The organism is Shewanella sp. FDAARGOS_354 (genome assembly GCF_002209245.2).
Taxonomy (GTDB): Bacteria; Pseudomonadota; Gammaproteobacteria; order Enterobacterales; family Shewanellaceae; genus Shewanella; species Shewanella xiamenensis.
On sequence record NZ_CP022089.2, the window covers coordinates 774519 to 786552 of the forward strand.

General features: G+C 46.0%; 9 protein-coding genes. 5 read left to right on the forward strand and 4 right to left on the reverse strand.

Annotation, left to right across the window (positions count from 1 at the left end; all coding sequences use genetic code 11):
- Positions 1-75 precede the first annotated feature (75 nt).
- The 3 genes from CEQ32_RS03565 to rmuC all read right to left on the reverse strand — a co-directional run bounded on the left by CEQ32_RS03565 (position 76) and on the right by rmuC (position 4578).
- A complete protein-coding gene (locus tag CEQ32_RS03565) occupies positions 76-777 on the reverse strand; it encodes an EAL domain-containing protein (RefSeq protein ID WP_037431641.1) in 702 nt (233 codons plus the stop codon).
- Between the two features lie 193 nt (positions 778-970).
- Positions 971-2896, reverse strand: a complete 1926-nt coding sequence (locus CEQ32_RS03570; RefSeq protein WP_088585518.1) for a transglycosylase SLT domain-containing protein — start codon at positions 2894-2896, stop codon at positions 971-973.
- Between the two features lie 68 nt (positions 2897-2964).
- Positions 2965-4578, reverse strand: coding sequence for a DNA recombination protein RmuC (rmuC, locus tag CEQ32_RS03575; protein WP_088585519.1), 1614 nt, complete (start codon positions 4576-4578; stop codon positions 2965-2967).
- A gap of 273 nt (positions 4579-4851) precedes the next feature.
- Between rmuC and msrP the strand changes: the two genes are divergently transcribed.
- Positions 4852-5886 (forward strand): protein-methionine-sulfoxide reductase catalytic subunit MsrP, encoded by a 1035-nt coding sequence (msrP, locus tag CEQ32_RS03580; protein WP_069454838.1) that lies wholly within the window; start codon positions 4852-4854, stop codon positions 5884-5886.
- 114 nt (positions 5887-6000) lie between these two features.
- Positions 6001-6648, forward strand: coding sequence for a protein-methionine-sulfoxide reductase heme-binding subunit MsrQ (gene msrQ / locus CEQ32_RS03585; protein ID WP_037431360.1), 648 nt, complete (start codon positions 6001-6003; stop codon positions 6646-6648).
- 94 nt (positions 6649-6742) lie between these two features.
- On the opposite strand, the gene gloA is transcribed toward msrQ, so the two are convergent.
- Positions 6743-7153 (reverse strand): lactoylglutathione lyase, encoded by a 411-nt coding sequence (gloA, locus tag CEQ32_RS03590; RefSeq protein WP_037417829.1) that lies wholly within the window; start codon positions 7151-7153, stop codon positions 6743-6745.
- 626 nt (positions 7154-7779) lie between these two features.
- Between gloA and dmeF the strand changes: the two genes are divergently transcribed.
- The 3 genes from dmeF to CEQ32_RS03605 all read left to right on the forward strand — a co-directional run bounded on the left by dmeF (position 7780) and on the right by CEQ32_RS03605 (position 11793).
- On the forward strand, positions 7780-8976 hold the full coding sequence (dmeF, locus tag CEQ32_RS03595) for a CDF family Co(II)/Ni(II) efflux transporter DmeF (protein ID WP_088585520.1): 1197 nt from the start codon (positions 7780-7782) through the stop codon (positions 8974-8976).
- Positions 8976-9437 carry a MarR family winged helix-turn-helix transcriptional regulator gene (locus CEQ32_RS03600; RefSeq protein ID WP_037417825.1) on the forward strand — a complete coding sequence of 154 codons (462 nt, stop codon included), beginning with the start codon at positions 8976-8978 and terminating at the stop codon, positions 9435-9437. The genes dmeF and CEQ32_RS03600 overlap by 1 nt, the downstream gene beginning before the upstream one ends.
- 262 nt (positions 9438-9699) lie before the next feature.
- Complete coding sequence (locus CEQ32_RS03605) at positions 9700-11793, forward strand: prolyl oligopeptidase family serine peptidase (protein ID WP_088585521.1); 2094 nt, start codon at positions 9700-9702, stop codon at positions 11791-11793.
- The last annotated feature ends 241 nt before the right edge of the window (positions 11794-12034 follow it).

Below are 12034 nucleotides of genomic sequence, written 5' to 3' on the forward strand. Positions count from 1 at the left end.
CGAAGAACCATTAACATTATTAATGGCGGCAAACCAATATGCACTCTGCCATTTTTGTATAACACTTTATTCTTCCTAACAAATTAACTTTTCGCTTTGCTCTGGGCGGATAAACCAAGGTTTAAATAAAAATCCCTGTACTAGATCGACATTTAGTTCACGGGCTAGCTGGAGCTGGGCGTCGGTTTCTATGCCTTCGAGGATACATTGTTTGCCAGTGCGTTTGCCAAATTCAATCAATGCACTGAGTAGTGCGATGCCGTGAGGTTCGGCAACTAAATTTAGCCAGTGACGATCAAACTTCAGATAATCCACATTCATCATTAAATCGACCGACAGCATGGAGTGGGGCGCACCGATATCATCAAGTGCCACGTTAATATTGGCTGCTTTAAATTGATGAAACAGTTGATTGGCAAGCTCGGCGTCATTAATGCAGGTATTCTCAATAATCTCTACTGTGACTTGCGGGTGACTGGAGAGTAGGTCGAGTAACTTTTGGGTATGCACGCCGTTAGCTGCATGGGGATCGACATTCACAAATAAGCTTTGTTCAGCGGGGGCGTGTTTAAGCTGAAAGGCTTTGGCCTGATACTCGATCGAAGCAAGTGCATCGCTGTTCTCGTGTAACTGCTCAAATACCAGATTAGGAGCGATGGCTTGACCTTGCTCAAGGTAGAAACGGGCGAGTGCTTCATAACCATGAATGTGTTTAGTGTGAGGGCAAACGAAGGGTTGGTATTCGCAACTTAAGGATAAACCGCTGAGCTTGAGCATGTAGCAACGCATGGATAATGACTAATTGCTAATTATTCGCATTTAATAGTGCTAAGTGCAAATAAGTTTGCCTGAGTGATGTGCGTTTGCTGATTTTATATACATAGCTTAACGATATGAATTTGAAACGGTATTATGTTAGTGAATGCAATAAAGGTGGCCTTTGCCACCTTTATTACATTTAGTCTTGTCCTTAGTAATGGAACTTCAGCTCAGCCTCGTTAAATAAAGGCTGTGGTTGTTGTTTTTGCGCTTCGTAAATCAAACGATAACTTAACACGGCTTGTACATATTCGCGGGTTTCGGAGAAGGGAATAGACTCGATAAAACTCATCGCATCGAGTTGACCATTTGATTCCGATAACCAGCGGCGAACCCTTGATGGGCCTGCGTTATAAGCGGCTGTGGCTAATACGCGGTTTTGATTGAACTCCTTCAATAATTGGGCGTAATAGGCGCTGCCTAAGTTTAAGTTAAGTTCGGCACTGTAGAGATCCTTTGGATCGTTGTACTTAGCACCGTGTTTTTTTGCTGTAGCCTTGGCGGTCGCGGGCATAATTTGCATTAAACCGCGGGCACCAACGCCAGACGTTGCATAGAGGAAAAACGCACTTTCGCGTCGGCTAATGGCGCGGATTTCATCGATATTAACTTTGTGCTTTTTGCTCGCATGTTCAAAGCCCGATTGATGCGCCATTGGGAAGCGTAGGGGAATGTCGTCCCAAAGTTTGCCTTGAATACTGGCTTCGACGCCAAAGTCATACCAGCCTTGATCATGGGCATAACGGCCATAACGAGCACGCATGTCATTATTGCTACGTTTGAGCAGTGCCACCCATTCATAACGGGCATCGAAATAACGATCGAGCGCCATCAGCTCCTGTACTCGCACAAAACCCAAATCATCTTCGAGTTTTGGACTGTTCCCATTGATAACCGGCTCAGGACTTTGATTTAGCGATACGGGTTTATTCAATAATTGTGAGGCGGCAAAACCGTAAAAGCCGCGCTCATTGCTAACGGCCGCTAGGGCTTTGGTGGCGCTTTCTGGGGCGTGTTTGGCATTGGTGCGATACAGCCAATATTGCCAGCGTTCTTTGGCTTGAGCTTCAGGTGATAATAAATCTAAGTAGCGGGCAATATGGGTGCTGTCCTGCTCGCGAATCGCCCAACGTAAACGACGTTCGAACATATCGTCGCTTTTCATCTCTGGCAGCAGATTATCGGCCCAGTCTTTAAAATTATCATCCTGCTCAATCAATACTCGGCGCACCAGATACTTTTGCAGCTGTAGATCTTGCGCGGGACTAAAACGTTTGGCTTTTTGATACCGAGTATATAAATCGATGGCTTGGTCGAGATCCTTACGGGCAAGGCGTTTTAACCCAGCAGCAACGATATCGCCAACAATAGGGTTTTTGTCTTTAAATTTTTCAGTATGGCGCAGGCTATTGGGATCTTTAAATACCGCGACTAAGCGTTTGGCTTCGGCGCTATGGACCGTAATTTTTTGCGATAGAAAGCTCAAAAGACTGGTTTGGCCTTCATCGAAGCTCACTAACATCCGTGCCCAAATCACCTCTTGAGTGCGCTTGCCCGCTTTGGTCCAAGCATTGAACAGAGGGTCACATTCTTTCGGACGGGAATCACCATAGACCCATAGCGACTGCGCGGCGGTATAGGCGGTTTGAGTTTCACCTTTGGCAAGTTTTGCCTCATAAAAATAACACTGTAGCCTGACATCGGTTGGCGCATCTTGAGCCAGCGTCAGAAAATCGTTCCAGCGCTTTTGGCTACCAGCATTCAATAAATATTTCGAACGCAGTCTTTGGTACATTGGTGTTGTTTGATATTTATCTATCAAAAACTTAGCGTCATTACCGCGTAAATCATTGAGCCGACCTATATCGATATCATGGTCTAAGTAGATCGCCAGCGGATATTCACCTAACTTAGCACGCAGGGGCTTATAGGTTGCATAGTCTTGTTTCTTCAAGGCTTTTTCAGCCTCAAGAAAAGTCTTTTGGGTCGACGTTAAAGCAAAAGCCGCAGAGGCATTAAATGCACCTGCGATAATAATTGCGCTGGATAACACCATCTTTGTGAATGGGTTGCACATGCAGAACTTGCCTCCGGGCATCAAGGTTACAATCGATTTTTCCCTATCGATTCAGGATTAATAGTGATTTAGGCGTTTTGCTGCGTTTGGGTGTTGAGTTGTTCGAGTGCGGTGGCATCCTCAATTTTTGTTACCCTGGTTTGGTGTTCAGTTGTTTTAGCTGAGCTATCGTTTTCGAACTCGCTGGTTTCATCAATATCACTGTCGTCTAAGGCTTCATTGAGCGCCTTCTCAAGTAACATCTTATCGAGTTGTTTGCTGGTATCAACACCCAGTTGCTGCATTAAATGCGCTTGACGCACCAAATTGCCTTTGCCAGAGGATAATTTATTCATGGCACTGTGATAGGTTTTCTCGGCGTTATCTAAAGCGCGGCCAAGTTTTTCCATATCGTCGAGGTAGCCGCAGAGTTTGTCGTAGATCCGGCCTGCTTGTTTGGCAATGGTTTGGGCGTGTTGGTTTTGATACTCGTAACGCCAGATATTATTGATGGTACGCAGGGCAACCAAGAGGTTGGTTGGGCTGACCAGCATAATATTTTGCTCAAGGGCAAAGTTAATAAGGCTTGGGTCATGCTCTAAAGCCAACAAAAATGCGGGCTCGATGGGGATAAACATCAGCACATAATCTAAGCTTTTAAGCCCGTGTAAACGCTGATAATCTTTTTGGCTCAAGCCTTTAATGTGGTTGCGTATGGATAGCACATGCTCATTGATGGCCTGTTCGCGCACCAGCGGATCTTCACTATTAAAATAGCGCTCGTAGCTGATAAGTGACATCTTAGCATCGATCACCACGTCTTTATTTTCAGGCAAATGCACGATGACATCGGGCTTAAAGCGTTTGCCGCTGTCGTCTTTGAGATCCTGTTGGGTATGGTACTCGTGGCCTTCGCGCAGGCCGCTTTCTTGCAGCACGCGGTCTAAAATGACCTCTCCCCAGTTACCTTGCTGCTTGTTATCGCCTTTTAGGGCTTTTGTCAGGTTAATGGCATCTTGGCTCATTTTTAAGTTGAGCTCACGCAAGTGCTCTAATTGATGTTTGAGTGCACTACGCTCGGATTGCTCATGGTTATAGGATTCGCGGATTTGCTGCCTAAAACCTTCTAACTGTTGCTTTAACGGCCCAAGTACGCCTTCTAATTGATTGGCGTTTTGGTGTTTAAAGTTTTCGCTGCGCTCTTCGAAAATACGGTTGGCAAGATTTTCAAATTGGGTTTGCAGACGTACTTCGGCACTTTCAAGGGTGGCGATCTTTTCCCGCAGTGATTCTTGCTGGGCATCCGCTTTGGCCTGAATAGTTTGTTGTAGGGCATTGGATTTAGACAACGCCAGTTGTAATTCGAGTTGACGGCGATGACTATCGTTTAATTGCTGCTCTAAACTCGGCACGCGCTCGGCTAAGGCCTCGGCTTTGCCTAGATGTTCGATTTTTTGCTCTAGGCGCTGCTGGCATTGACGGAGTTGGCTATCTTTATCGTCCACTAAGATTTGCTGCTGCGCGAGGGAAAGCTCTGCATCTTCGTTCACTTGGCGCATTTCTTGTTCTAATTCGTCCTTAAACTGTTGCCAGCGAGAACGGGTGAGACGTTGATTGAGTAGGGCACCGATTAACAGTCCTAAAAAGGCCACGGCGATTAGGCCGATGATCTGGGCGAGGGAAAAAGATTGAGAAAATGGCATCTTACTAGCACTCCTTTTGCGATGGCGCTTAGGGTCGCATGCCCCTAGAAAGGCTTCAAGTGCTTTAATAAACAATCTGTTTAGCTGATGACTCAAATGAGCAAGACTTAGTCGCTTAGGTTGATATAGTGTGAGAGATGAAATTTTTTTGCGGTTTTCTGTGTCTATATCCCTAAGCTTATCAACACAGGTTAATTTACCTGAGCTTTATGGGTGAGCGCTTAGCGTTAGCAAAAGCCGGTACATAACATTTTATTTCTGCAGAGGTGTCAATTGGCTAATCAATCACGTTTTACACCGGGTATTTTGAAAAAAGCACGCTGGCATATACAAGACAATCAAGTTACTCCTGAGTCGGTCTTTAAGGCACGTCGCCACATAGTGAAAGCCATGGGGTTAGGTGCGATTGGTGCCAGTATCCCAGGTTATGTGCAGGCGGGATTATTTGATCTGTTTGGTGATCAGCCCAAAACCAGCTTTATCACCACGCCACTGACTTTTGAGGCCAATGCGCGCTTTGGTCAGGGTGAGGTGCTTACACCATTTGATAAGGTCACAACCCATAATAACTTTTATGAGTTTGGTACCAGCAAACAAGACCCGTCTGATAATGCGCAGCAGTATAAAGTCGACCCTTGGCAATTGCGTATTGAAGGCGAAGTTGAGCGCCCCATGACGCTTGATTATCAGGATCTGACTAAGCTGTTTCCGCTTGAAGAGCGTACTTATCGACTGCGCTGCGTTGAAGCTTGGTCGATGGTGATCCCTTGGGTTGGATTTCCACTTGCGGCGTTATTGAAAAAAGTGGGCGTAACCAGCAAGGGAAAATATGTTGCTTTTGAGACCGCCTTCGATCCCGAGCAAATGCCAGGACAAAAAAGCCGTTTAATGGGCGGTGGCATTCATTATCCATATGTGGAAGGCTTAACCATTGCCGAGGCGATGAATGAACTGACGCTGATGTCAGTCGGGCTGTATGGTAAAACCCTGCCGCCGCAAAACGGTGCGCCGATCCGCTTAGTGGTGCCGTGGAAATATGGTTTTAAGAGCATTAAATCGATTGTGCGTATTCGGGTGATGGACAAGCAGCCACCCACCAGCTGGAATCAACTCGCACCCCATGAGTATGGGTTTTATGCCAATGTGAACCCAGCTGTCGATCATCCCCGGTGGTCACAGGCGAGTGAGCGGCGCATCGGTGAAGGTGGGTTATTCTCGGCGCAGCGCATCGATACATTGCCTTTTAATGGCTATGGCGAGTTTGTGGCCTCTTTATATGACGGCATGGATTTGAGGCAGTTTTATTAACCCATTCGGTGACCGTATTCTAGGCGCAATCGATTGCGCCTAGCGAACAAGTTGCAATATCTGTCTAGTGAGATAGTGGTTAGCGCCTTTAAAGGGGAAAAGAGTAGGAGTCTTATGTTCAACATCACGGCGTTAAGAGTCACACCAAAACAGCTGCTCTGGGTAAAGTTAGTTTTTCATTTGATTGGGTTTATCCCGATTACTTGGTTGGTTTTTACTGTGCTGTCGGGGCGTGCGGGCGGCGACCCTGTGCAGCATATTATCCACTTTACTGGAATTGGCGCACTCAATGCGCTACTGGCAACACTACTGATTTCACCTATTGCCAAGAGATTTAAGTTAGGTTGGTTAATGCAGACTCGCAGGCTTGTCGGCTTGTATGTGTTTGCCTATGCCACACTGCATATTGTGGCGTTTTTCAGCTTAGATCTGCTGTTTGCCTGGGAGTTGTTTTTCAGCGAGGTGGCGAAACGGCCTTATATTTTAGTTGGTGCTGTGGCTTATGTGATTGTGAGCGCCTTAGCGATTACCTCATTTAAGGTCTTAATGCGAAAAATGGGCCGCCGTTGGCAAACGCTGCACAATGGAGTGTATGTCGTGGCGATACTAGCACCGATCCATTTTTATTGGTCGGTCAAATCCGAAATCATCGAACCGAGTCTGTATATCCTCGGTTTTGGTTTGTTGCTCGCATGGCGTTTACCCATTTGGCAGAAGAAGCGCAGCAGCCGTATCGCGATGGCCGCCGAGGGCAAGCGATAATCTGTAGTGTTGGCATTTATCAACGAGCAAAGAAAACGGCGTTTGCATACACTGCAAGCGCCGTTTTTATATCAGACGTTGGAAGATAATAGGTTTAACCTAAACCTTGGGTTGCCGATTTCATTTGAATAAATTCAATCTTATAGCCGTCAGGGTCTTCCACAAAGGCGATTTCGGTGGTGCCACCCGCAACAGGGCCAGGCGCGCGGGTGACTTTACCGCCTGCGGCGGCAATGGCTTCACAACGAGCATAAATGTCTTCATCACCAATGGCGATATGGCCAAAGCCTGTGCCGAGATCGTATTTTTCAGTGCCCCAGTTATAGGTCAATTCAATCACCGCTTGGCCTGTTGATTCTTCACCGTAGCCCACGAAGGCTAAAGAATATTTGTATTCTGGGTTTTCTGAGGTGCGTAGCAGCTTCATGCCAAGTATTTGAGTGTAAAAATTAATACTGCGCTCTAAGTTACCAACGCGGATCATTGTGTGTAACAGTTGTGACATAGGATTATCTCGGTCAATGAATTATGCCGGCATTATAACAAAAATCATTGTTAATCGAGTCTTAATGTTAATCGAATAAGCGAATTGCTATGCCTTGATTTTTGAGTTGATGTGCGCTAGGCGAGATTGCATGGTGTGAGCTGTATCACGTCACCATTAAACGCGATGTGAAAAGTACAGGATAATTTAGGTCTTGCTCACAAAATAACTATCTCAATATAGGCATTTATCGCAGGCTTGATAATAATGGGTTCATACCCACTAGGAGAGTGAATATGAACACCGAACTTAAAATGGCGCTAGGTACTACAGTTGTAATTGCTTTATTTTTCAGTGCATTCTTCGTATCTATGTTCTGATACCGCATTCTAATCAAATCCTGTGTTAAGGCGCTTAAATCGGTTGATTTAAGCGCCTTTGTGTTTCTAGACTCCGCCGTTTTCCGTATCTGTCCGTTTTAACATCTCGTGATTGTCGGCAATATTTCTGCAAATAGTTTGAAAAATGATTATTTTGATATTTATATATTTTGATTTTCAAACTAAAATGTTGGCAGACATCATCAAACACCACAGGTACTTTTGTCCAAATCGGTCAGATAAGGGCAGGGAACGTAGGAAAAAATAATGAAAATAACCCCTTCAACAACAACGCCGCAGCCAAGTCATGGCGTTGGACACTCCATTGCCCAATGGCAACATCCCCATGGATTCTCTACACAAAATACTGCTGGCGAAAAAAATACCCGTTATGTGCTGTATTTAACGGTTATCACTATGGTGGCCGAGATTGTGGCGGGCACGATATACGGCTCTATGGCATTGCTGGCCGATGGTTGGCATATGGGCACTCATGCCGCCGCCTTTATGATTACGCTGTTTGCCTATTCCTATGCCCGTAAGCATGCCAATGATCCAACCTTTGCCTTTGGTACCGGTAAAGTGAGTGTCCTTGGCGGTTATACCAGCGCCATCGCCTTAGGACTGGTTGCACTTATCATGCTTATCGAATCAGGGATGCGTTTGATAAACCCTGAGAATATTCACTTTAATGAGGCCATTTTCGTAGCCTTGATTGGATTAAGTGTGAACGTATTAAGCGTGTTTTTGTTGAAAGACCATCACTCCCACGACCATGGACATTCACATGGGCATTCACACGGTCACTCTCATGGTCACACTCACGCACATGATCATGATGATGAGAACGATGACCATAAGGCTCATCAAGATAATCATTGCTGCCATGGGCACGATCATCATGCTGCTGACCATGACCATGACCATGACCATGACCATGACCATGACCATGACCATGACCATGACGACCATTCACACAACCACGCACATGGACATTCCCATGGGCATTCGGGGCATGATCACAACCTGAGAGCCGCTTATTTTCACGTATTAGCCGATGCATTAACCTCAGTGCTGGCGATTGCCGCACTCTTATTCGGCAAATATATGGGCTTAACTTGGCTCGACCCGATTATGGGGATTGTAGGGGCAATTATTATCAGCCGCTGGTCATGGGGATTGATTCAGCAAACGAGTCCAATTTTGCTCGACGGCGGGGTAAATGCAGCGTTACAGCGTAAAGTGCGCGAAACCATTGAAGCGGTGCCTGATCACCAAGTCGCCGATTTACATATTTGGCGCGTGAGTGCCGATCACCATGCTATTATGTTATCCATAGTGTCCCACTCACCGAAAGAAGCCAGTTATTTTAATCAGTTACTGACTAAGTTCCCTGAGTTATCCCATATTACTATTGAGCTGCATACTTGTCGTCAACGTGAGTGTGTCGCTAAGGAAGCCTAATGACAGTTGCACCGCAGCATGATGCTCTATCAGCCTCGGCCGTCCATTCCACGGATCAGGCGTTAAACCATGTGATTATTGAGTTTTATGAAAAATTATCATCTTGGGAGCATGCTATCGTGCGTGATAAGGGTTTTAGCCTATCACAGGTTCACACCATTGAATTATTGGGAGTGCACGGCGCGATGCGGATGAAGGAACTTGCTGATAAAATTGGGGTAACGACTGGCACGCTTACGGTGCAAATCGATAAGATGGTCGAATCCCAATGGGTTGTGCGCCGCCCGCACGAAACCGATAGGCGCTCGATTCTGGTCGAGTTAACCGAAAAGGGTCAAGCACTGTTCCTTGAGCATGATGCGCTGCATTTGCAATTAACGACCGATCTCACCGCTAAAATGAGCGCGGAGGAGCGCAGCGTGCTGCTGAACCTGCTGACGCGGATGAACCAAGAGTTTTAATTGCACATTTATGTAGCTCATTAAGTCACGATTAAAGCGCCCCGATGGGCGCTTTTTTTATGACACAACATCTTGAATATTTTCGATTCATTCTCGATTAATCATCCGTGATTACAATATCTTATCTTTTGTTACATTCTTGTTGGATTAAAAGTTGAACTGAAAATCAATTAAGGTAATGTAGAGCAGAAATTAAGATGGAATCAATTTAAGGGCTCTGTTTAAGGACTATGTTTAAGGGCTCTGTTTAAAAAGGAATAACATGAATCGTAAATTACTGCCTTGGTGCATCGCAGGTGTGCTCACTATGACTGCTCAAGTTCACGCGCAAGAAGACAAGTATATTTGGCTTGAAGAGGTTGAAGGCGCCAAGCCTATGGAATGGGTTAAGACCCAAAATGCCGCTTCTGCCGCCGAAATTAAAGCCTTCAAAGGGTTTGATACCTTAGTCGCAAATAGCCTCGCTATCCTCAATGACAAAGAGCGTATTCCTTACGCCACCCACATCGGCGACAAGCTGTATAACTTTTGGAAGGACGATACCCATGTCCGGGGGATTTATCGCCGCACGACCATGGAAGAATACACAAAGGCGCAACCCAAGTGGGAAACCGTGCTTGATGTCGATGCTTTAGGTAAGTTGGAATCGGTTAACTGGGTATTTAAGAGCATTGATTGCCAATATCCCGATAATCAACGTTGTTTTGTGTCTTTATCCCGTGGCGGCGCCGATGCGGTGGAAGTGCGTGAATTTGATTTAACCACTAAAGATTTTGTGCCAGCAAAAGATAAGCCATTCTTTTTAAAAGAAGCGAAATCTAGCCTAAGTTGGATAGATAAAGACCATGCATTTGTCGGCACCGACTTTGGCGATGGCCAAAGCATGACGGACTCGGGTTACCCCCGCGTGGTGAAGTTATGGCAACGTGGTACGCCACTTGAGCAAGCGAAAACGATTTTTAGTGGGGATAAAACCTCTGTCGCGGTATCGGGTTGGGTGATGTTCGACGATAAAACCCCGCTCAGCCTAGTCACAGAAGCACATACCTTTTACACCGCCACCCAATATGTTTATCAAGACGGAAAACTGACTAAGCTGCCAATCCCACAAGATGCCGAGATTAAAGGCTATTTCCAAGGCAAATTGTTTATTGAGCTAAAAAGTGACTTAGCAACGCCTGCTGCGACATTCGGCCAAGGCGCTGTGGTGTACGCCAATGTGGCGGATTTAATTGCCCAAAAAGCGGCGTTTACTGAATTTGTGAGCCCAACCCCAACAGCATCTATCGCGCAGCTAAGTTTCAGTAAGAGCGCGATTTTTGTTAATTGGCTCGATAACGTGAAGAGCAAGCTGGTTCGCTACGAGCAAGATGAAAAAAGCGCATGGCAAAGCACGCCAGTGCCCTTTGAGGCCAACGGCGCGCTAACTGTGATGGATATGGAGCGTGACAGTGACGATTTCTTCGTCAACTACACTAGCTTCCTTGAGCCATCGAGCCTGTATACCGTCAATGCTAAGGCGCTTAAACCTCAAAAAATCAAAGGTATGCCTCAGCAGTTTGCGGCGGATAAATTTAAAACCGAGCAATATTTTGCCACCTCAAAGGATGGTACCAAAGTGCCTTATTTTGTGGTGATGGCAAAAAATCTTAAGCTCGATGGCAGCAATCCAACACTGCTTTATGGTTATGGCGGATTTGAAGTGTCTCTTCGCCCAGCGTATTCAGCTACCATTGGTAAAAACTGGTTAGAGCAGGGCGGTGTGTATGTACTGGCCAATATCCGAGGTGGCGGCGAGTATGGTCCTGCGTGGCATCAAGCGGCGCTTAAGCAGAATCGTCATAAGGCCTACGAGGACTTTGAGGCCATCGCTGAGGATTTGATCGCCCGTAAGATCACCTCGAGCAAGCATCTAGGCATTCAAGGCGGCAGTAACGGTGGTTTGCTGATGGGCGCCGCCTTTACCCGTCGTCCCGATCTCTACAATGCCGTGGTCTGCCAAGTGCCTTTACTCGACATGTACCGTTTCAATAAGTTACTCGCCGGCGCAAGTTGGATGGGGGAATACGGAAATCCCGATGTGCCAGAGGAATGGGCTTACATTAAAACTTATTCGCCATACCATAATCTGCACAAGGATAAGCATTATCCTAAGGTGTTCTTCACTACCTCAACCCGTGACGACAGGGTACATCCAGGGCACGCCCGCAAGATGGTGGCTAAGATGAAGGATATGGGTATTGATGTGCTTTACTATGAAAATATCGAAGGTGGGCATGCTGGGGCTGCAGATAATAATCAAGCTGCGGAACTAAATTCAATGGCGTTTGCCTACTTATTACAGCAGTTAAAATAATCGCACTTGTTACCGCAGTAAATTAACAAGCTGGGGTTAGTTCCCAGCAAGTCCCTATAGGTTGGGGAGTCAAAAACGGTCGAATGCCTTCAGATTCGGCCGTTTTTTTAATCCGCATTATAACTTGTTAATTATAAAGATTATTTAATTGAGGAGAATCTGACGACTTGCTAAGATGGCGCAAATTGTAGGGCATAAGATTGCCTTAAGAAAACTAAGTTAGCTTCGGCCCACTATTGAT

Excerpts from the sequence above, each read along its gene's own strand:
- dmeF (WP_088585520.1), top strand. The coding sequence starts at position 7,780 with ATGAAAATAACCCCTTCAACAACAACGCCGCAGCCAAGTCATGGCGTT.
- CEQ32_RS03565 (WP_037431641.1), bottom strand. The coding sequence starts at position 777 with ATGCTCAAGCTCAGCGGTTTATCCTTAAGTTGCGAATACCAACCCTTC.
- rmuC (WP_088585519.1), bottom strand. The coding sequence starts at position 4,578 with ATGCCATTTTCTCAATCTTTTTCCCTCGCCCAGATCATCGGCCTAATC.
- CEQ32_RS03570 (WP_088585518.1), bottom strand. The coding sequence starts at position 2,896 with ATGTGCAACCCATTCACAAAGATGGTGTTATCCAGCGCAATTATTATC.
- msrQ (WP_037431360.1), top strand. The coding sequence starts at position 6,001 with ATGTTCAACATCACGGCGTTAAGAGTCACACCAAAACAGCTGCTCTGG.
- CEQ32_RS03605 (WP_088585521.1), top strand. The coding sequence starts at position 9,700 with ATGAATCGTAAATTACTGCCTTGGTGCATCGCAGGTGTGCTCACTATG.
- gloA (WP_037417829.1), bottom strand. The coding sequence starts at position 7,153 with ATGTCACAACTGTTACACACAATGATCCGCGTTGGTAACTTAGAGCGC.
- CEQ32_RS03600 (WP_037417825.1), top strand. The coding sequence starts at position 8,976 with ATGACAGTTGCACCGCAGCATGATGCTCTATCAGCCTCGGCCGTCCAT.